At 35.7% G+C, this 20,923-nt stretch carries 17 protein-coding genes; 10 read left to right on the forward strand and 7 right to left on the reverse strand.

What is annotated here, in order from left to right:
* Nucleotides 1-460: 460 nt before the first annotated feature.
* From kduI to CJ739_RS18550, 6 genes are read right to left on the reverse strand one after another with little or no spacing between them, the layout of a single operon-like run.
* Nucleotides 461-1,303 (reverse strand): 5-dehydro-4-deoxy-D-glucuronate isomerase, encoded by an 843-nt coding sequence (gene kduI / locus CJ739_RS18525; RefSeq protein WP_117178026.1) that lies wholly within the window; start codon nucleotides 1,301-1,303, stop codon nucleotides 461-463.
* 55 nt (nucleotides 1,304-1,358) lie between these two features.
* Nucleotides 1,359-1,940 carry a LutC/YkgG family protein gene (locus CJ739_RS18530; RefSeq protein WP_162880266.1) on the reverse strand — a complete coding sequence of 194 codons (582 nt, stop codon included), beginning with the start codon at nucleotides 1,938-1,940 and terminating at the stop codon, nucleotides 1,359-1,361.
* Nucleotides 1,933-3,300 carry a lactate utilization protein B gene (locus CJ739_RS18535; protein WP_117178030.1) on the reverse strand — a complete coding sequence of 456 codons (1,368 nt, stop codon included), beginning with the start codon at nucleotides 3,298-3,300 and terminating at the stop codon, nucleotides 1,933-1,935. Before CJ739_RS18535 ends, CJ739_RS18530 begins: the two co-directional genes overlap by 8 nt.
* Nucleotides 3,301-3,302: 2 nt before the next feature.
* Nucleotides 3,303-4,040 (reverse strand): (Fe-S)-binding protein, encoded by a 738-nt coding sequence (locus CJ739_RS18540; protein WP_117178032.1) that lies wholly within the window; start codon nucleotides 4,038-4,040, stop codon nucleotides 3,303-3,305.
* Nucleotides 4,041-4,052: 12 nt separating this feature from the next.
* Nucleotides 4,053-5,210: a mannonate dehydratase gene (gene uxuA, locus CJ739_RS18545; RefSeq protein WP_117178034.1), complete on the reverse strand. Its 1,158-nt coding sequence runs from the start codon at nucleotides 5,208-5,210 to the stop codon at nucleotides 4,053-4,055.
* Nucleotides 5,211-5,228: 18 nt separating this feature from the next.
* On the reverse strand, nucleotides 5,229-6,041 hold the full coding sequence (locus CJ739_RS18550; protein ID WP_117178036.1) for an SDR family oxidoreductase: 813 nt from the start codon (nucleotides 6,039-6,041) through the stop codon (nucleotides 5,229-5,231).
* Nucleotides 6,042-6,347: 306 nt separating this feature from the next.
* Between CJ739_RS18550 and CJ739_RS18555 the strand changes: the two genes are divergently transcribed.
* The 8 genes from CJ739_RS18555 (at nucleotide 6,348) to CJ739_RS18590 (ending at nucleotide 17,672) form a co-directional block, all read left to right on the forward strand.
* Entirely contained in the window at nucleotides 6,348-8,453 is a 2,106-nt protein-coding gene (locus CJ739_RS18555) for a bifunctional aldolase/short-chain dehydrogenase (RefSeq protein WP_117178038.1), read from the forward strand.
* Between the two features lie 463 nt (nucleotides 8,454-8,916).
* Nucleotides 8,917-10,197, forward strand: a complete 1,281-nt coding sequence (locus CJ739_RS18560) for a sugar isomerase (RefSeq protein WP_117178040.1) — start codon at nucleotides 8,917-8,919, stop codon at nucleotides 10,195-10,197.
* 9 nt (nucleotides 10,198-10,206) lie between these two features.
* A complete protein-coding gene (locus CJ739_RS18565) occupies nucleotides 10,207-11,577 on the forward strand; it encodes an FGGY-family carbohydrate kinase (RefSeq protein WP_117178042.1) in 1,371 nt (456 codons plus the stop codon).
* Nucleotides 11,578-11,602: 25 nt separating this feature from the next.
* Complete coding sequence (locus CJ739_RS18570; protein WP_117178044.1) at nucleotides 11,603-12,892, forward strand: class II aldolase/adducin family protein; 1,290 nt, start codon at nucleotides 11,603-11,605, stop codon at nucleotides 12,890-12,892.
* An 82-nt stretch (nucleotides 12,893-12,974) separates the two neighbouring features.
* Nucleotides 12,975-14,384 carry a purine-cytosine permease family protein gene (locus CJ739_RS18575; protein ID WP_117178046.1) on the forward strand — a complete coding sequence of 470 codons (1,410 nt, stop codon included), beginning with the start codon at nucleotides 12,975-12,977 and terminating at the stop codon, nucleotides 14,382-14,384.
* A 191-nt stretch (nucleotides 14,385-14,575) separates the two neighbouring features.
* A complete protein-coding gene (locus CJ739_RS18580) occupies nucleotides 14,576-15,472 on the forward strand; it encodes an aldose 1-epimerase (protein ID WP_162880267.1) in 897 nt (298 codons plus the stop codon).
* Between the two features lie 15 nt (nucleotides 15,473-15,487).
* Nucleotides 15,488-16,636, forward strand: a complete 1,149-nt coding sequence (gene galK / locus CJ739_RS18585; protein WP_117178050.1) for a galactokinase — start codon at nucleotides 15,488-15,490, stop codon at nucleotides 16,634-16,636.
* Nucleotides 16,637-16,652: 16 nt separating this feature from the next.
* Nucleotides 16,653-17,672 carry a UDP-glucose--hexose-1-phosphate uridylyltransferase gene (locus CJ739_RS18590; protein WP_117178052.1) on the forward strand — a complete coding sequence of 340 codons (1,020 nt, stop codon included), beginning with the start codon at nucleotides 16,653-16,655 and terminating at the stop codon, nucleotides 17,670-17,672.
* A 374-nt stretch (nucleotides 17,673-18,046) separates the two neighbouring features.
* Here CJ739_RS18590 and CJ739_RS18595 read toward each other — a convergent pair whose 3' ends face one another.
* Nucleotides 18,047-18,367 carry a hypothetical protein gene (locus CJ739_RS18595; protein ID WP_117178054.1) on the reverse strand — a complete coding sequence of 107 codons (321 nt, stop codon included), beginning with the start codon at nucleotides 18,365-18,367 and terminating at the stop codon, nucleotides 18,047-18,049.
* A gap of 188 nt (nucleotides 18,368-18,555) precedes the next feature.
* Here CJ739_RS18595 and CJ739_RS18600 point away from each other — a divergent pair, with 188 nt between their 5' ends.
* Nucleotides 18,556-18,942: an acyl-CoA thioesterase gene (locus CJ739_RS18600; protein ID WP_117178056.1), complete on the forward strand. Its 387-nt coding sequence runs from the start codon at nucleotides 18,556-18,558 to the stop codon at nucleotides 18,940-18,942.
* A 281-nt stretch (nucleotides 18,943-19,223) separates the two neighbouring features.
* Nucleotides 19,224-20,786 carry a right-handed parallel beta-helix repeat-containing protein gene (locus tag CJ739_RS18605; protein WP_117178058.1) on the forward strand — a complete coding sequence of 521 codons (1,563 nt, stop codon included), beginning with the start codon at nucleotides 19,224-19,226 and terminating at the stop codon, nucleotides 20,784-20,786.
* Nucleotides 20,787-20,923: the final 137 nt, after the last annotated feature.

Raw genomic sequence — 20,923 nt, forward strand, 5'->3', positions numbered from 1 at the left:
AGCTAATGGATTTTTGGAGACTTTATTCGTTTTTACCAAAATGAATTTTATCCACTCCTCTTAACGCTACTAAGCGCAGCTTAGCAGTAGCGATACGCTATAGTCCAGCGGGGAAATTTTACCGCAGATTCGCAAATTTTAACATTTTAGGTAATATGCGAATTTGCGGTAAAAATTTTTAGAATCACTAAAATTTGTGCAAAATTAGTGACCCGAGCGACAGCGAACAGGCGAAGCAAATTCGTTACAAAAAATAAAACTCATGCGATCGCCCTCTGTAAAATATTAAAGCCATAAAAAAGAGGCTGTCTAAAAAGTCCTTTAAATTTAATTTGTCGGGTTGAGCTTGTCAAAACCGATAATCATTAACTGTATGTTAAAAAATTTCGACAAGCAATATGACATAGAACTAGACTTTTTAAACAGCCTCTTACTTATTATGTATTGATATTTGAGATTCTTATCTCAATTCCGGAATTTTACAAATATCCATGTCTCCGTAATCCAAATTCTCTCCTGCCATTCCCCAAATGAATGAGTAATTACTAGTACCAGAACCAGAATGTATAGACCATGGTGGAGAAATTACCGCTTGGTTATTTTGCATCCAGATATGTCTTGTTTCTTGTGGCTCTCCCATAAAATGACAAACTGATTGCCCTTCAGGAATTTCAAAATAAAAATACACTTCCATTCTTCGGTCATGAACATGCGCAGGCATCGTATTCCAACTACTTCCTGGTTTTATAGACGTCATACCCATTTGTAATTGACAAACCTCAACAACACTGTTTACTATATATTTCCTAAGTGTTCTAGCATTAGCTGTTTCGGGAGTTCCCAGTTCGATAACCTCAACATCATCTGTACCTATTTTTTTAGTTGGATATGCTTTGTGCGCAGGTGTAGAATTAATATAAAACATCGCAGGAGTACTAGCCGTTTTACTTGAAAAAACAACTTCTTTGTTTCCTTGTCCAACGTATAATGCCTCTTTGTGACCCAAAACATACGCTGTTCCATCAACCGTAACTGTTCCAGTGTCACCAATATTTATAATTCCTAATTCACGTCTTTCTAAAAAGTATGGTGCTTTAAGCGGATCAATAGTCTCTAATGAAAGGGGCTTGTTTACCGGTAAAACACCTCCAGAAATAAAACGATCGTAATGCGAATACACTAAGTTTATTTTATCTAATTCAAAAAGATTTTCAATTAAAAATTCATTTCTTAATTGCGCTGTATCATAATTTTTAACGCCTTGTGGGCTTGATGCATAACGCGATTCGTACGTAATTGACATAATTTTATAATTTTAGTTTTTAAATAATTGCAGTTTTTGAAAAAAAATATGGAATCTAAACAATTAAAACGGTTAAACTCATGGCTCCGTGAGCACCTACAACCAAGCACTGCTCGATATCGGCTGTTTTAGATGGTCCTGAAATGAATACGCCAAAAGTTCTGTCTCGTTTAGAAATGACTTCGTAAACATGGTGCATATGCAAATAAATATCATTTTTTGATACTACCAAAATTAAATCGTTAGTAATAAATGGTAATGCACGAATGGTGAAATCATTTTCAGAAATCCAAACCGCACCATTTTCGGCAACTGCCAATTCGCCTTTTATAATGGCCAAATCAATAGCTTCCAGCGTATGGGGGTCTGTATCTTTAGAAATTGAAACAGTTCCTAATTTAGATTCTTTTACACAAGATACGATTTTTGAAGCATTCGGATATAGCTTTTTAATTTCGGCATCAATTTGTTCAATAGATTCCAATTGAATAGCTTGACCACCAACAAACTTCAAATTGTCTATAAAAGTGTCCAATAATTCAACATCATCTTCAAAAATACCTAAATCAATTTCCGGCAAAGGCAACAATTCAGGTTTGTTTTTTTTAACAGCATTTAAAATGGATTCTCTACTCATTTTTCTTTCTTTTTTTATACCATTCATCAAAATTCCCATTTTTAACTTCTGGCAAATCCCTAGCTTTTCCCCAAGCATTTAATTTGGAATACACTAAAAATCGAGGTGCATGTTTTAACATAAACCGCGCTGATTTTCCAGCGAAACCATACATTCCTGAGTTTGCTAAAACACGTCCAGCTACTTTTAAAATAGTTTTTTTAACAACTGGCTGTGGCACCTCTTTAACAATGACCTGACGCCATTTATATAACTGTTCGTGAATATTGATTTTTACTGGACATACATCGCTACACGAACCACAAAGTGTCGATGCAAAAGGCAAAGAACTGTGTTTTTTTAAATCGATTCCCGGTGATAGAATGGAACCTATGGGGCCAGGAATGGTTGCTTTATAGCTGTGTCCGCCACTACGTCTATAAATAGGACACGTATTCATACAAGCACCACAACGGATGCAATGCAGGGAGGCTCTAAAATCTTCACGGCTTAATTGCTCGGTTCTGCCATTGTCTACAATAACAATATGCATTTCCTTACCTGGTTCGGGCTTATTAAAATGCGACGAATAGGTTGTTATAGGTTGCCCAGTGGCACTTCTCGCCAATAACCGCAAAAATACACCTAAATGTTTTTCCTGAGGAATGAGTTTTTCCATCCCCATACAAGCAATGTGCACTTTGGCTAGATGTACACCCATATCGGCATTTCCTTCGTTGGTACAAACCACAAAACCACCGGTGTCGGCTATTGCAAAATTAACGCCCGTAATAGCAGCATCTGCTTTTAGGAATTTATCACGTAAATGCTTTCTAGCTTCTGCCGTTAAATATTGTGGATCGCCATTACAAGGTTTGGTTCCTAAATGTTCTTGAAATAAGACATCGACCTCTTCCTTCTTTTTATGAATGGCAGGCAATACTATATGGCTCGGGGGTTCTTGGGCTAGTTGTACAATACGTTCTCCTAAATCGGTATCAATGACTTCAATAGCATTGGCTTCTAAATAAGGATTCAAATGGCACTCTTCAGTAAGCATCGATTTGCTTTTAACCACTTTCTTTACATCGTGCTTAGCTAAAATACTGTGGACAATTTTGTTATGTTCTTCGGCATTGGCTGCCCAATGTACCGTTACACCATTTTTTTTGGCATTTTCTTCAAATTGAACAAGGTAAGTATCTAAATCGGAAAGTACATTTGCCTTAATGGCCGATGCTAAATTTCTAAGTTCTTCCCATCCTTTTACATTATGGGCAGATTTATCCCTTTTTTGCCTTACAAACCATAAAGCTTTGTCATGCCAATCTACTTTTGCTTCGTCTTTATTAAATAATGCTGCTTCGTCTGCGTGTGCCATAATTACATACTGCTATTTAAAATTTCTGCGATATGCATCACTTTTAAAGGCTGCTTGTTTCTATTTATTAGCCCTTCTAAATGCATTAAACACGAGTGGTCTGCTCCTGTTATCACTTCTACATCACTGTCTAAATGGTCTTGTATTCTATCTTTACCCATTTTTACTGAAATGGCTTCTTCAAATACCGAAAAAGTGCCTCCAAAACCACAACACTCATCGACCCTATTCAACGTTTTTAGTTCTAAGCCTTTTACCTCTTTTAACAGACTTTCTTCAGTTGAATAATGCACATCCATACGCTCGGAACAAGACCCTAAGCGCAAACCACGAAGTCCGTGGCAACTTTTATGGATACCTACTTTATATGGAAAGGACGCTCCTAAATCTGTTTTACCCAATACTTCATAGATAAACTGACACAGCTCGTAGGTGTTTTTTCTAACGCGTTTCACATCATTGGTTTGTTCCAAAATATCGAAATGTTTTTTAACGTGGTAAACACAACTGCCAGAAGGCCCAACGATATAATCGAATTCCTTAAAATTCTCTACAAATAACTGGCAAATTCCTTTTGAATCATCTTCGTATCCAGAATTACCGAGTGGTTGTCCGCAACAGGTTTGCCCCATAGGGTAAACAACTTCAACGCCTAATTTCTCTAAAAGCTCTAAAGTTGCTATGCCTACTTGTGGATATAATTGATTGATGTAACATGGTATAAATAAACCGACCTTCATTTTTTGCTTTTATTAACTTCTTGAAATACCGAGTGCCAAACCTCGTAGTTCTGCTAAACCTCTTAAACGACCAATAGCCGTATAACCGGCATAGGCTCTATTATCTTCTAAATCTTGTAACATTTGATGCCCGTGGTCTGGACGCATAGGCAATTGAATATCCCGTTTTTTCTCTACTTCCAATACAGCTTTTACCACTTCGTACATATCTGAAGAGCCTTCTAAATGATTGTCTTCATAAAAACTACCATCGGCCTCTCTCTTTACATTTCTTAAATGAAGAAAATGAATTCGGTCTGCAAATTTTCGAATCATTTTAGGTAAATCGTTATCTGGATTGGCACCTAACGAACCTGTGCAAAATGTGATACCATTTGAAGGACTATCAATAAAACCAATTAAATCTTCCAAATCTTTTTCAGATTTAATAATTCGAGGCAATCCCATAATATCCATCGGTGGATCGTCTGGATGAATAGCCATCACAATCCCATGTTCTTCACAAACCGGAATGACTTGATTTAAGAAGAATGATAAATTGGCTTTTAAATCGGCATGCGATAAGTTATCATATTGTGCGATCATGTCTTTAAAAACAGGAATGGTTAAGTCGTCAACCGTTCCCGGAAGCCCTTTTAAAACATTATCTTCTAAAGCTTGCTTTTCTTCTGAAGTCATTTTAGAGAAACGCACTTTTGCTTGTTCTAGGATTTCTGGAGTGTATGCGGCTTCAACGCCTTCACGTTCCATGATGAATTTTTCAAAAACCGCCATATCCACTTTATCAAAACGCAATGCGGTGCTGCCATCTGATAATTTCCAAAATAGTTCGGTACGTGTCCAGTCTAAAACGGGCATAAAATTGTAACACACATTTTTAATGCCACAAGCCGCTACATTTCGTAAACTTTGCTTATAGTTTTCGATACGTTGTAAATAGTCGCCTTTTCGTAGTTTGATGCTTTCGTGAATGGGAATACTTTCTATAAAAGACCATTCCAAATCATGGGCTTCTATGGCATTTTTAACTTTTAAAATCTCATCAACTTCCCAAACGTCTCCATTGGGAATATGATGCAATGCTGTTACTACACCTGTTGCACCTGCTTGTTTTATGTATGATAATTTCACGGAGTCATTGACTCCAAACCATCTAAATGTTTCTTGCATTTTTACCTAAATATATAATTAAACACCACTAAAAGCACTAAAACCACCATCTACAGGAATGGTAATACCTGTAACAAATTTTGAAGCATCTGAGCATAAATAATGTAATGCTCCATTTAATTCATCGGCATCACCAAAACGTTTCATGGGCGTATTGTTAATAATGGTGCTACCTCTTTGCGTTAAGCTACCATCTTCATTTAGCAACAAAGCTCTGTTTTGGTTTCCAATAAAGAATCCTGGAGCAATGGCATTTACGCGTAACCCATCGCCATATTTCAATGCCAGTTCTACCGCTAACCATTTGGTGTAATTATCAATCGCTGCTTTAGATGCTGAATAGCCCGCTACTCTAGTGATGGCCCTTTCTGAAGCCATTGAAGATATATTAATGATAACACCTTGTTTGTTTTTTACCATCTCTTTACCAAAAATGGTGGATGGTATGATACTACCAAATAAATTTAAATCGACTACTTTTCTGAAGTCGTCCATGTTGATGTCAAAAAAGGATTGTGTTGGTCCTACAGTTGCTCCAGGCATATTGCCTCCTGCTGCATTAATAAGCACATCTATTTTACCATACTTCGCTATAATAGCATCAGCTACTTCTTGAAGGCTTTTTTCATCAACCACGTTACAAACAAAACCGTCAACTTTATTGTTAATCGATTGCATTCTTTTTACTGTATTATCCACAGTATCTTGTTTGTAATGTAATATAATAACGGTCGCACCATTTTCCAAAAGATACTCAGCCATACTTCCTCCAAGTACGCCTCCACCGCCTGTTACTAAGACAATTTTGCCCTCTAAATTAAATAGATTCATATTAATTCAATGTTTTTATTTCTTCAAATCACAAATTTAAACATCTCATCCACATATACTGTCCTGTACTGTACTTTATTTTAATTTCAAATGAAAACTCCATGGCTTTTTATAAGTTGAAATATTTATAAATGTCTAATATACAATTACTAAAACAACCTATTCCATAACCTTTTAGTTAAAAAAAACATAGACCTATAATGCATTTTTTATAAATTCATCAATTTTTGGTAAATTACAGTACAGTACAGGATAGAAACATTATTGGCTTAGTTTATTTTTGCTCAGTAAATTTTAACAATGCTCATGAATATAACAACAAAAAAATTCAAATACGTAGATTACCTTTGGGATGATAAGAAAGCAGCCGCTTTAAATGACGATCAAGTTGCTTTATTTTTATACCGATCCAATATATTAGGTGCCGATTTGAGAATCACCAATTACGGCGGTGGAAATACTAGCTGTAAAACCATAGAAAAAGATCCGTTAACAAATGAAAAAGTTGAGGTTATGTGGGTTAAAGGTTCTGGGGGCGATATCGGAACATTAACGCGTTCAGGAATTGCTGGTTTATACACCGGAAGATTACGTGATTTGAAAAATGTTTATGGTGGTTTAAGTGACGAAGACCGCATGGTTGGTCTTTTTAATCACTGTATTTATGATTTAGATAGTAAAGCACCATCTATTGATACGCCGCTTCACGGATTATTACCATTTGCACATATAGATCACTTACATCCAGATGCTTTAATAGCAGTTGCTGCTGCTAAAGACAGTGAAAAAGTGACTAAGGAAATTTGGGGAGATACTATGGGATGGGTGCCTTGGCAACGTCCTGGTTTCGATCTAGGCCTACAATTAGAAAAATGCTTAAACGATAATCCTGGCATTAGGGGAATCGTTCTTGGTAGCCACGGGTTATTCACTTGGGGTGATACATCTTACGAATGCTATATAAATAGTTTGGAAGTTATAGAAATGGCTTCTGAATATATCGAAAAGAAAATAAAAGAAAAAGGATCCGTTTTTGGCGGCCAAAAAGTATCAAGCTTACCTAAACAAGAACGTTTGGAAAAAGCTGCTCAGTTAATGCCTTTATTAAGAGGTTTGTGTTCTTCTGAAAACCAAATGATTGGTCATTTTTCTGATAGCGATGTGGTTTTGGAGTTTATCAATAGTAATGACTTAGCAAGATTGGCCCCTATGGGAACGTCTTGTCCTGACCATTTCTTAAGAACAAAAATCCAACCCTTGGTTTTAACTTTAGATGCTCAAGAGGATTTATCAGATTCCAAAGCTATTCTAAAAAAATTAGAACCTGCTTTTGAAACATATAGACAAGAATATGCTGACTATTATAATACGTGTAAAAAACCCAATAGTCCAGCCATGCGCGATCCGAATCCTGTGATCATTATTTATCCAGGAGTAGGTATGTTTAGTTTTTCAAAAGATAAACAAACAACCAGGGTTGCCAGCGAATTTTACATCAATGCCATTAACGTCATGCGTGGTGCCGAAGCTATAACGTCTTATACCTCGCTACCAAGACAAGAAGCGTTTGATATTGAATATTGGTTATTGGAAGAAGCAAAACTTTCTAGAATGCCAAAAGAAAAACCGTTATCACGTAAAATAGCATTAGTGACTGGTGCTGGTGGTGGTATTGGAAAAGCGATTGCCGATAAATTAGCTGCCGAAGGTGCTAACGTCGTTTTAACCGATATAAATGAAGATAGCTTAAAAGAAGCCAACGCAACTTACAAACGCGATGTATCTACTTATGCAGTATGTGATGTTACCAGTTATAATTCTATTAAAGAAGCTTTCGATAAAGCCTGTTTGGAATTTGGCGGAGTTGATATAATTGTACACAGTGCAGGATTGGCAATTTCTAAACCTATTGAAGAAACTACCGAAAAAGACTGGGACATTTTACAAAATGTATTGGTTAAAGGTCAGTTTGAATTGGCAAAAGTTGGTGTGGAAGTGATGCGCAAACAAAATTTAGGAGGAAACTTCATTAGCATCGCTAGTAAAAATGGATTGGTCTCTGGACCAAATAATGTTGGTTATGGTACTGCTAAAGCGGCACAACAACACATGGCCCGTTTATTGGCCGCTGAATTAGCACCAGATAAAATACGCGTCAATACTGTTAACCCAGATGGTGTTATTGTAGGCAGTAAAATATGGGAAGGTGCTTGGGCAGAAGGTCGTGCTAAAGCTTACGGCATTACTGTAGAAGAACTTCCTGCTCATTATGCAAAAAGAAATTTATTAAACGAAATTATATATCCTGAAGATATTGCCAACGGTGTATTTTCATTGGTTGCCATTTTAGACAAAACAACAGGAAACATTATAAATGTTGATGGTGGAATGGCCAACGCATTTGTCAGATAAGACATTTTGAGTTAGTTTTAGTTTGTAAAAAACTTCCATAGCATATTAAAATATATATGGGAGTTTTTTTTTAGAACAGCTAATTTTTTCTCATTACAACCCAAACCTAAAGCTTTTTAATTTGCTAACTTGCTACTAAAAAAATTACCAATTCATGAAATCGCCATTAACAAAAAGTTTGCTTTAAGCAATTGAAAATCATCGAACACCAATGAAAACATTTTTTTGTGAGATAAACACCTATAAAAATAAAGCGATTGCTTCGCCAGTTCGCTATCGCTCATGTCCATATGACCGTTAAAAAACAATAGGTATAAACACATGAAACGACCATGACCAAAACTTTGTACACTCAAGGAAATGATTATTAGGGGTTATGGAATAGAAAATAGAACCAAGAGCCAAGAATCAAGAGTCTTTGAAACTTTGAAACTCTGCAACTTTGAAACTTAAAAATAAATACATGAAAATAGAACCAAACCATATACAAGACGCTAACAGTAAAGATTTAAAATCGCATCAAGAGCATTTTGATTTTTTATCAAATAGTTTATCAAAAAAAGGCGTTCATGTTAATACCATTATTAAAAAACTACAAGACTTTCAAGTTGCCATTCCAAGTTGGGCATTAGGTGCTGGCGGTACCCGTTTTGGACGTTTTTCTTTTTACGGAGAACCTTCAAACTTGGAACAAAAAATTGAAGATGTTGGTTTAATTCATTCATTAACACAAACAGCAGGTGCTGTGTCGCTTCACATTCCTTGGGATATTCCACAGGATTATAAAGCTGTTAAAGAATTGGCTAGCAGTTTGGATATTACCTTTGATGCGGTAAACTCTAACACATTTCAAGACCAGAAAAATGCTAAAGAAAGCTACAAATATGGTTCTTTAAGCAACACCAGTGAAGCTGTTAGGCAACAAGCTATTCAGCATAATTTAGATGTTATCAATATTGGTAATCAATTAGGTTCTAAAAGCTTAACCGTTTGGTTGGCCGATGGGTCTTGTTTCCCTGGACAAAACAACTTTCAAACAGCACTGCAACATACCGAAAACAGTTTAAAAGACATTTACAAAGGACTGCCCAATGATTGGAGCATGTTAATCGAATACAAACCTTACGAACCGAACTTTTACAGCACCGTTATTCAAGATTGGGGAACATCGTTTATGCTTGCCAATGCGTGTGGGGATAAGGCGTATTCTTTAGTCGATTTAGGCCATCATTTACCAAACAGCAACATAGAACAGATTGTTTCTATTTTAATGTTGAAAGGTAAATTAGGTGGATTCCACTTTAACGATAGCAAATACGGTGACGACGATTTAACTGTTGGAAGCATCAAACCTTATGCCCTATTCTTAATTTTCAACGAATTGGTTTACGGCATGCAAAACAACCCGCAAAACCCAGATTTAGCGTGGATGATTGATGCTAGCCACAACGTTAAAGACCCTTTAGAAGATTTAATACAATCGCTTGAAGCCATTCAGGAAGCCTATGCTAAAGCACTTTTAGTGGACCAAGATTTATTAAAAACGGCACAATTAAATAATGATGTCGTTACATGTCAGGAAATTTTACAAGACGCCTATAGAACAGATGTAAGACCGCTTTTAGCCCATGCCAGATTGCAAAAAGGTGCTGCGTTAAACCCAATTCAAGCATACCGTTCGTTAGACGTTAGAAATCTATTAATTAAAGAAAGGGGCAAAAATACCGTAGCAACAGGTTTATAATAGTTTTGTATGATAGACGTAACAGCTGTTTTTGATATTGGAAAAACAAATAAAAAATTCTTTCTTTTTGATAAAGATTATAAAGAAGTTTATAAAGAATATACACACTTTGATGAAATTGAAGATGAAGATGGTTTTCCTACCGAAAATCTAGCAGCGCTTCAAAGTTGGTTAAAAAGTGTTTTTGAAAACATTCTTAAAGCTTCCGAATTTAATGTGAAAGCCATCAATTTTTCAACCTATGGCGCTAGTTTTGTTCATATAAATGAAAACGGTGAAGTACTTACGCCACTTTACAACTATACCAAACCTTTAGACAAAAGCATTGTTGATTCTTTTCTAGAGAAATATGGCCCACGAGAAGCATTTCTTAAAACAACGGGCTGTTTTGATTTAAGTCTTTTAAATTCAGGGTTACAGCTCTATTGGCTAAAATATAGCAAACCTGAAGTGTTTAAAAAAATCAAATACTCGTTACACCTGCCACAATACCTAAGTTATGTTTTTACAGGCATCCCGTTAAGTGAATATACCAGTATTGGTTGCCATACGGCACTGTGGGATTACACAAAAAAGGACTACCACGAGTGGGTTTATAAAGAAGAGCTACATCACATACTACCAACTATTGTATCTACCGAAACCAGTGTTAACATGAACTACAATGGAAAACGCATTAAAATTGGTGTTGGCATTCACGATAGCTCTTCGGCTTTACTGCCTTATGTTAGAAGCGTAAAGAAAAAGTTTGTGCTCGTTTCTACCGGCACTTGGAGCATTACATTAAATCCTTTTACAGACCATCCCATTATTGAGGATACGCACGATAAAGATTCTATAAACTACATGCGAATCAATGGTAAACCTGTTAAGGCAACCCGCTTATTTTTAGGAAATGAATACAAAATTCAGGTTAGCAAATTAGATAAACATTTTGGCGTATCTCAAGATTACCACCGCCATGTAAAGTTTAATTATGAAACCTATGCCGAAATTATTAAAGATTTCGAACATATGTTTAAATGGGAAAGCTTAACCGATAGCAACATGCCCAAAGAAACCAAAATACCATATACCAAATTTGAAGACGCCTACCATCAACTAATGACGGAGTTGGTATTGCTTCAAATAAAAAGCATTAAAGATGTTATTGGTAGTGACTCTATAAAAAGATTATATATCGATGGTGGGTTTAGCGATAACGACCTTTATGTGAAATTACTATCACATTACTTTAGAAATATGAAATTAAGAACTACAGATTCTTCGTTGGGCTCTGCCTTAGGAGCTGCTATTTCAATTTCAGATACAGAATTGAATTCTAAATTCCTGAAGAAAAATTATTCATTAAAAAAACACGTGCCGTTCATTATTACCTAAGAGATATATCCAAATAATTAGAATTATGTCACAAAGAATAAAATTAGTTCATCCACGCGACCAGATAACAGAAATTATTAGTCGGATTTACAAAAGAGGTATGACTACAACTTCTGGTGGAAATATTTCTATAATTGATGATGAAGGTAACATATGGGTAACACCTTCCGCCATTGATAAAGGTTCTATAAGACCCTCAGATATTATTTGTGTTAAAAAAGATGGCACTGTTATCGGCAAACATAAACCTTCATCCGAATTTCCTTTTCACAAAGCCATTTACGAAGCACGTCCAGACATCAGGTCTGTAATTCACGCACATCCGCCAGCATTGGTTTCTTTTAGTATTGTTCGTAAAATACCAAATACCAACATCATATCCCAAGCAAAACATATTTGCGGCCCCATTGGTTACGCTACTTACGAATTACCCGGAAGCGAACAATTAGGTGAAGTGATTGCTGACGAATTTAAAAAAGGCTACAAAGCCATTATTATGGAAAATCATGGAACCGTCTTAGGAGGAAGTGATTTATCTGATGCCTTTCAAAGGTTTGAAACTTTGGAATTTTGTGCACGCACTATTTTGTATGGCTCACAAATTGGCACACCAAATTATTTAACTGATGCTCAAATTGATGAATTTGAAGCCCAAGTACCCTCGATGATTCCAGAAATGGAAAAAACCGACTACCCGTCCGATGAGTTAGAAAAACGATTGGAAATCTGTAAAATTGTTCAACGTGCCTGTCAACAAGGGCTTATGATAAGTTCTTACGGAACCGTTTCGATGCGATGGCGAAACAACGATTTTTTAATCTCTCCAACAAACGTAAATCGTTGGGATATGGATATTGAAGATATCGTTCAAATAAAAGATGGTAAAAGGGAAAAAGGCAAAACACCTAGTAGAGCCACATGGATACATGAAGAAATTTACAAACGCAACCCCAATGTAAATTCTATTATTATGACACAACCACCGTATTTAATGTCATTTGGAGTGACAAAAACACACTTAAATGTGCGTACCATTCCTGAAAGCTGGATCTTTTTACAAGATATTGCTACTGTTAAATATGGTGACCATTTTAAAACCAATAAGACTTCTGAATTTTTAAATAATTGCACTACGGCTTTGATCATCGAAAATGACTCCGTAATGATTACAGGAGATAAATTGCTTCAAACATTTGATTATCTAGAAGTAGCCGAATTTAGTGCAAAATCTATAGTTTTAGGAAACTCTTTAGGAAAAATGGTGCCGATAAATGATGACCAAGTAGAAGACTTAAGAAAAAAGTTTTTATCGTAGTTTGTGTTTCTTTGACAATCATAGAAATGAAACAATGAACTCGTTTAATAATTAACCAATACTAACTAAATAAATAAAACCTATGACACAATATCACAGAGAAGAAGATATGATAGAGGAGATTACAGGAGGTGAATTTGAAAGAACCCCTGTGCCGCAATCAAAATTAAAAAGCTGGAAAAGTTTTCTTGGCATGTATGCTGGCGAGCATGCCGCTGGTACCGAATTTATGATTGGCCCCTTATTTTTAACTGCGGGTGTTAGTGCTTTCGATTTAATTATCGGACTTCTAGTTGGAAATTTATTAGCCGTATTATCTTGGAGATACTTAACTGCTGAAATTGCTGTTAAAAACAGATTAACCCTCTATTTTCAACTGGAAAAAATATGTGGTAAAAACTTAGTTACTGGCTACAACATTGCCAATGGTGTTTTGTTTTGCTTTTTAGCAGGTTCTATGATAACCGTGTCGGCAACTGCTGTTGGTATTCCTTTTGATATGCCCATGCCTAAGTTAACAGATACACTCCCTAATGGTATTACTTGGGTTGTTATTGTACTTGTACTAGGTGCTGTAATATCCATTATAGCTGCTAGAGGTTACGATACGGTTTCAAAAGCTGCCAATTGGATGTCTCCTGTTATTGTAATTGCCTTTTTAGCCTGCGGTGTGGTAGCATTAAACCAATTGGGCGTTTCTAGCTTTTCTCAATTTTGGGATATTTGGGGTGAAGGCAGAGACCCATTTCCTGGGCAAATAAAATACACCTTTTGGCATGTTGTTATTTGGTCTTGGTTTGCCAATGCTGCTATGCATATTGGTATGTCCGATTTATCAGTATTCCGTTTTGCTAAAAAAGCAAGTTCGGGGTGGACAACCGCTGCAGGTATGTATGTAGGTCATTATATGGCGTGGATTGCTGCTTGTTTACTATATGCCGTTTATTTAAATTCACCTGAAGCTCAAGCCTTTTTATCAAACGGTGAAGCACCACCAGTAGCTCCCGGTCCGTTAGCTTATAACGCTATTGGTATTTTCGGAATTATTGCCGTTGTATTGGCCGGTTGGACAACTGCCAACCCAACCATTTACAGAGCTGGCTTAGCATTTCAAGCCATCATCCCTAAACTTTCTACGTTTTGGGTAACGATTTTAGCTGGAACTATTGCAACCATAGCGGGTTTATTTCCTGCCTTTGCCATGAAATTATTAGACTTCGTTGCGCTATATGGCTTTATATTAGCTCCAGTTGGAGCCGTTATTGTTTTTGAACATTTCTTTTCAAAAAAATATGGCGTCATTAAAAATTACGCAGAATACGCCAATATAAAATTCAATAAATCGGTATTACTGGCTTGGGCCATTAGCTTCGGTATATTTTATTCCATATCGCTTCAGTTTGATATTTTCTTATCGTTCGTAACATTACCCACCTGGTTATTATGTGGCGTGCTGTTCCTTGTTTTCAGTAAACAATTTCAAAAAAAGTAATACAAAAATAAATTCTATCTAAATACGAATCCGTAAGCAGAAATGTTTACGGATTTTTTATTTCCATACTACATATAGCATTTTAATTTTCACTTAGTATATTTGCAAAATTCTTATCAACCAAACGAACTTGTTTAAATTTTTTAGCCAATTGAGAAAAGTTTAAACGAATTCAACTAAGACATTCTATATTGTACACTATAAAACACATTTTAAATACATCTAATGATTTAGATTTTATTGAAGTTGAAAACCCAGAAAAAGTATGTTATGCAAAAATTTGCGTCAACCAAGGCGCCAGTTTACAGGAATTAAAACTTGATGGTAAAACCATTATTGAAGATTTATCCCCTTTAACATATAACAATACCTACGCATCGTCAATATTATTTCCGTTTGCTAACCGAATAAAAGATGGAAAATACACGTATGATGGTAAAGAATTTCAATTTCAAATTAATGAAACGGGCAACAACAATGCCTTACATGGTTTGGTTTTCAATAAAACATTCCAAATAGTTAAACAAGAACAAACTGAACATTTTGCTTCCATTACATTATTATATAATGAAGACAAGGAATCTGTCGGCTTTCCATACACCTACTCCATTCAGCTTGAATATATTATAAAAAAAGATTCGGTAGATGTTAATGTGTTAGTTAAAAATACTGATGCCAAAACATTTCCATTTACTCTTGGCTGGCATCCCTATTTTAGTAGCAGCGACTTATTTAATAGCACACTTAATTTTGAGAGCAACAAACAACTCGTTTTTGATGAGCGTTGTATAACTACTGGCATTGTCGATATTAACAATGAACCTCATTTTGAGATAAAAGACAAAAAATTAGATGATTGCTTTATTTTAAATTCCAACCAAACACAATTTAACACACCAGATTATAAGCTTTTAATAAGCGCTTCTTCCAAAGAGAATTTTTTACAAATTTATACGCCGCCAAAAGTGAATACGATTGCTATAGAACCAACTACAGGTGTATCAGACAGCTTTAACAACAACATGGGTTTACAAACCTTAAAACCTAATGAAGAGTATCAAGTAAATTGGAACCTTAGGTTAATATAATTTCAAAAACATAAAATGAATTCAACATTAATTAGCAAAGTAAAAGATAGTTTCATTAATAAATTTAATGCCAACCCATTGATGATTTTTTCACCTGGAAGAATCAACATTATTGGCGAACATACCGATTATAACGATGGTTTTGTATTTCCAGCAGCAGTAGATAAAGGCATTGTTGCTGCGTTTCATAAAAGTGATGCCAAAGTATCTACAGCCTATGCCATTGACATGAACGAAAGTATAACGTTTGAATTAGACAAACTAAAACCCTCATCTGAAGGCAGTTGGGAAAACTATGTTTTGGGTGTTGTTGCCGAAATGCAAAACAAAAATAAAGTGGTTGGAAATTTTAACATTGCCTTCAGTGGTGATATTCCCGCGGGTTCTGGTATGTCTTCTTCGGCAGCCCTGGAAAATAGTGTGGTGTTTGGTTTAAACGCACTTTTTAATTTAGGATTGTCTAAAACCGAAATGATTCTAATCTCGCAAAGAGCCGAACATAATTATGTAGGTGTCAATTGTGGTATTATGGATCAATACGCCAGTATGTTTGGTATTGAAAACAATGCACTATTATTAGATTGCAGAACGGTAGAAGCGACACCATTTGAAATTAATTTTAAAGACCACGAACTTATTTTAATAAACACGAATGTAAAACATAGTTTATCTGATAGCGCTTATAACGATAGACGCTCAGCTTGTGAAAATATTGCTTCATTATTGGGCATCAAGGCATTAAGAGATGCAACCGAAGCCGATTTACTTACAATTAAAGACCAAGTTACGCCTGAAAACTATCAAAAAGCATTATATGTTGTTCAAGAAAACAATCGTGCCATAAAAGCGTCGCAAGCCATGCTTGATGGTGATTTAGAAACTTTAGGCGCTTTAATTTATGGTTCTCACGAGGGCTTGTCCAAACAGTACAAAGTAAGTTGTGACGAATTGGATTTTCTTGTAGAGCAAGCCAAATTAAACGCACATATTTTAGGTGCAAGAATGATGGGCGGTGGCTTTGGAGGCTGTACTATAAACTTGATTTCTAAAAATGCTGTGGAAGCTTTTAAAACAACTGTCTCTAAAGCTTATAAAGCTAAATTTAATAAGGACTGCTCCATCTATGCCGTTAAACTGTCTAACGGAACGCATGTAATTAAATAAATAAAACTCTTTTAAAATGAACACCGACTTACAAGATTATTCACATAAACGCTATAATATATTAACAGGTGAATGGGTTTTAGTATCACCACACCGAGCTAAACGCCCATGGCAGGGTCAAAACGAAGCTGTTTCCAACGCTGTTAGACCAGCTTACGATGCTAGTTGTTACTTATGCGCCGGAAACACCCGAATTAATGGCGAAGAAAACCCAAAATATGAAGACGTATTTGTTTTTACCAACGATTTTGCTGCGCTTCAAACAGAATCTAAAAACTTTAATGTCAATGATGGCTTATTAATTGCACAAAGCGAACAAGGCATCTGTAAAGTGATTTGCTTTAGTCCGGACCACTCTAAAAGTTTGGCCGATATGGATGCTAAGGATATTGAGAAAGTGGTTTTCGCATGGCAGAAAGAATACGCCGAACTTGGTAGCAATCCCCTTATAAATTACGTTCAGATTTTTGAAAACAAAGGCGCCGTTATGGGTTGTAGCAATCCACACCCACATGGCCAAATCTGGAGCCAAACCACGTTACCTAATGAAGTTGACAAAAAAGACCAACAACAACGTGCTTATTATGACAAAAATAAATCGAGCCTATTAGGTGACTACATTCAACAGGAATTAACAAAGCAAGAACGTATTATTTTTGAAAATGATAGGTTTGTGGTACTTGTTCCGTTTTGGGCCATTTGGCCTTTTGAAACCATGATCGTTCCTAAACAGCAGCAGCAAAGCATCTCAGATTTAAAAGGCAATGACTCATTCCTTTTTGCTGAAGCCATTTCTGTAATAACCAAAGCTTATGATAAATTGTTTAATACCTCATTTCCTTATTCCAGTGGGATTCATCAAGCACCAACCAACGGAAAAGATAACAACCATTGGCATTGGCACATGAGTTTTTATCCGCCTCTATTACGTAGCGCAACCGTAAAGAAATTTATGGTTGGTTACGAAATGTTTGGGTCGCCACAACGCGATATTACACCCGAAATTGCTGCCCAAAAATTAAGAGAACTTATATAGGAAACCATACTTTTAACTTGAGTTCGACATAAGGATTGAACTCAAATTTATATCAAAGTGTGCTTCGACAGGCTTGACTAACTACGCTTCACAAAGCCAATTTAAACCCTATGTTGTCAGACTGAGCTTGTCGAAGTCCATTACTGATACTTCTTTCGATAGCTTTGATAGGCTCATACTTCGACAAAGCCTGTGCTGAGCTTGTCGAAGTGCTCTGTATGACAGGCTGTTTTAATACCATTTCCTTTCTCTTTCTTAATAGTTTGTCCAAGTCCTAATTATCAACATTATTGTTTATTTGTTGATTCATTGATTTGACTATTTACTAGTGATTATTATTCATCGTTAATTGCTAATTGTCAATTGTTAACTTATTAAAGTATAATTATTAAAAGTAAAATGATGATAATGGCACCCGATGAAATATAAAGACCATTTCCAGCGGCTCTTAGATCTTTCTTGATTGTTCGTACTTCTCTACGGAGTTCCTTTCTTTCAGATCTACTTAAAGTCGATTTGTCTAAGGCTTTGATTTCTTCTAAACGATTCAACATCACTTTAACTTCGGCAGGAATTTCAGCTGGAGCTGGAGTTGGAGCTGTTGTATTAATTGGTGCGTTTTCAGCAGCCATCACTGTGTTTGGGAATGCTGCCAATGACGATACCATTAACAACAAAATGACTATTTTTTTCATAATACCTTGATTTATACGATTATTTAATCTTATAAAGATACATGATATTAACTTATGAATGTTATAACATTCTTAATACCTCTTATATAATTCAAACTTTAAACAGAATTTTAAGAGATTTATTAAACACGAATTTTTTATCTTTCGTATTGAACTCATTTAAATTTTATCATAAAACTTAAAACCAAATGCAAACTTTTGAAACGACCCTAGTAGTGACCCAAAACGATTTAGACGAACTTAACCATGTTAACAACATTATGTATGTAGAATGGGTACAAGATGTTGCCAAAGCCCATTGGCTGAAGAATGCATCATCAAAGATTATAGATGACTATCATTGGATCATGCTGTCCCATTACATAGAATACAAAAGTCCGGCATTGTTAAACGATGTTATTACACTTAAAACCTATGTAATAAATTCTGAAGGCGTTACAACAACCCGTATGGTTGAAATATATAAGGACTCCGATAAATTACTGGCAAAATCTGAAACCACTTGGTGTTTAATAAACAGCCAAACAAAACGTCCTGCACGAATTACTCCCGAAATAATGGATTTATTTAGCTAAATAACCAATCCAGATATTGAACTCGTTTAAACTCTTCATAATTAGCTAAAATTGTCCTTTTGCATTCGCTTTTTGTCTTTTCTTCCTTCCGTAGCCCTGCTATGCAACTCAAAAAAGCCTTCAACCGAACACAGGGCGGAGCGTAAAAATACCCCAGCGGGTTATTTTAGCGAACGAGCCAGCTGGCGTAAGGTTAAATTTTCGCTTTAATCAAAAAAGTTTAAACGAGTTCACTATACTATCAAAACAAAAGTTATATTTTTGGAGTATATTGATTTTTTATGAAGCGCAGTTTATACTTTCTATCCACAGTAGTTTTTTTAATACTTTGGAGTTCTTGCAGAAATGATTTTGAGTTTTCGCCAAATACCGGAAACCTTGAATTTTCAAAAGACACCGTTTATTTAGATACCGTTTTTACCAATATTGGCTCCAGCACCTATAATCTAAAAGTTTACAATAGAGGCAATAATGATATTATGATTCCTTCCATAAGGCTCGCCCTAGGAGATGCTTCCAACTACCGCTTAAACGTAGATGGTATTGCTGGAAAAACATTCGAAAACATCCCAATTCTAGCCAAAGACAGCTTGTTTATTTTTGTTGAAACAACCATAGATATTACTAATTTTGCGAATCTTGATGGCAAATTTTTATACACCGATCAAATAGAGTTTGATGCAGGCAGTAATCTTCAGAAAGTAGAACTTGTCACCTTGGTACAAGATGCTGTTTTTATTTATCCCGATAGAGACAACACCACAAAAGTTATAGAAACCCTTAAATTAGATATCAACGGCGACACCGTAGAAACCGATATTCAAGGGCGTGAATTGCTCCCCGAAGAACTGACTTTCACAAACGAAAAGCCTTATGTTATTTATGGTTTTGCTGCTGTACCAAGTGGTGAAACTTTAACTATTGAAGCTGGTGCGCGTGTGCATTTTCATTCAGAATCTGGACTTATTGTAAGCGAAGGTGCCTCTCTGCAAGTTAATGGTGATGTAAGCAGCGATCCCGAACTTTTAGAAAACGAAGTTATTTTTGAAAGCGACCGCTTGGAACCCGATTTTGCTAATGTTTCTGGACAATGGGGCGTTATTTGGTTGTTTGATGGCAGTATAAACAACAGTATAAACTACGCCACCATAAAAAATGCCACCATTGGTATTTTATGCGATGGTAATCCCAATATAGCTACCGAAAAATTAAAAATAACCAATTCGCAAATTTACAATTCCAGTAGTTTTGGCATTTTAGGACGAAACACCTCTATTACAGGCGAAAATGTGGTAATTAACAACTGTGGGCAATCGGCATTTGCTGGGACTTTTGGAGGTAAATACAATTTCACACATTGTACCATTGCCAATTATTGGAGTGGCTCTAGAGAATTCCCCGCGCTTTTATTGAATAATTTTATTACTGACGCTGATGACACTGCCATTGTAACCGATTTAACCCAAGCCAATTTCAACAATTGCATCATCTACGGAAACGACAATCCTGAGATTCTTTTAGATGAAATTGAAGACGACGCAGTTGTTTTCAACTTTAAATTTACCAATTGTCTCATTCGTTTTGATAGTCGAAACACGAATTTTACAGGTGCTAATTACGATATAAACGATCCCACACATTATGAGGGTACTATTTTTAATCAAGACCCACATTTTAAAGACGCTAATAAAAACATGCTTATAATAGGTGAAGATTCTGCTGCCATAAATAAAGGATTAGCAAGCTTTGCAACCCAAGTACCGTTTGATATTTTAAATGTAAACAGAACATCAGCACCCGATATTGGAGCTTATCAGCATATTGTTTTTCCTGTGGAGGATTAATTAAGTCAATTTAACTAAACAATCTGCTAATCGATGTAAGAAAAATTAATTATATTTATCAAAAACAGCAAGAAACTTACTATATACTTACTTATTTACGGGATATGAGTAATAAATGTTGTTATATAACGAGTTAC

The sequence above is a fragment of the Mariniflexile sp. TRM1-10 genome, from assembly GCF_003425985.1.
Classification (GTDB): Bacteria; Bacteroidota; Bacteroidia; order Flavobacteriales; family Flavobacteriaceae; genus Mariniflexile.

What these genes read in the sequence shown, in the direction of transcription:
- CJ739_RS18555 (WP_117178038.1), top strand. Translation starts at nt 6,348, where the DNA reads ATGAATATAACAACAAAAAAATTCAAATACGTAGATTACCTTTGGGAT.
- CJ739_RS18550 (WP_117178036.1), bottom strand. Translation starts at nt 6,041, where the DNA reads ATGAATCTATTTAATTTAGAGGGCAAAATTGTCTTAGTAACAGGCGGT.
- CJ739_RS18575 (WP_117178046.1), top strand. Translation starts at nt 12,975, where the DNA reads ATGACACAATATCACAGAGAAGAAGATATGATAGAGGAGATTACAGGA.
- uxuA (WP_117178034.1), bottom strand. Translation starts at nt 5,210, where the DNA reads ATGCAAGAAACATTTAGATGGTTTGGAGTCAATGACTCCGTGAAATTA.
- CJ739_RS18535 (WP_117178030.1), bottom strand. Translation starts at nt 3,300, where the DNA reads ATGGCACACGCAGACGAAGCAGCATTATTTAATAAAGACGAAGCAAAA.
- CJ739_RS18565 (WP_117178042.1), top strand. Translation starts at nt 10,207, where the DNA reads ATGATAGACGTAACAGCTGTTTTTGATATTGGAAAAACAAATAAAAAA.
- CJ739_RS18590 (WP_117178052.1), top strand. Translation starts at nt 16,653, where the DNA reads ATGAACACCGACTTACAAGATTATTCACATAAACGCTATAATATATTA.
- kduI (WP_117178026.1), bottom strand. Translation starts at nt 1,303, where the DNA reads ATGTCAATTACGTACGAATCGCGTTATGCATCAAGCCCACAAGGCGTT.
- CJ739_RS18600 (WP_117178056.1), top strand. Translation starts at nt 18,556, where the DNA reads ATGCAAACTTTTGAAACGACCCTAGTAGTGACCCAAAACGATTTAGAC.
- CJ739_RS18570 (WP_117178044.1), top strand. Translation starts at nt 11,603, where the DNA reads ATGTCACAAAGAATAAAATTAGTTCATCCACGCGACCAGATAACAGAA.
- CJ739_RS18560 (WP_117178040.1), top strand. Translation starts at nt 8,917, where the DNA reads ATGAAAATAGAACCAAACCATATACAAGACGCTAACAGTAAAGATTTA.
- CJ739_RS18605 (WP_117178058.1), top strand. Translation starts at nt 19,224, where the DNA reads ATGAAGCGCAGTTTATACTTTCTATCCACAGTAGTTTTTTTAATACTT.
- galK (WP_117178050.1), top strand. Translation starts at nt 15,488, where the DNA reads ATGAATTCAACATTAATTAGCAAAGTAAAAGATAGTTTCATTAATAAA.
- CJ739_RS18540 (WP_117178032.1), bottom strand. Translation starts at nt 4,040, where the DNA reads ATGAAGGTCGGTTTATTTATACCATGTTACATCAATCAATTATATCCA.
- CJ739_RS18595 (WP_117178054.1), bottom strand. Translation starts at nt 18,367, where the DNA reads ATGAAAAAAATAGTCATTTTGTTGTTAATGGTATCGTCATTGGCAGCA.
- CJ739_RS18530 (WP_162880266.1), bottom strand. Translation starts at nt 1,940, where the DNA reads ATGAGTAGAGAATCCATTTTAAATGCTGTTAAAAAAAACAAACCTGAA.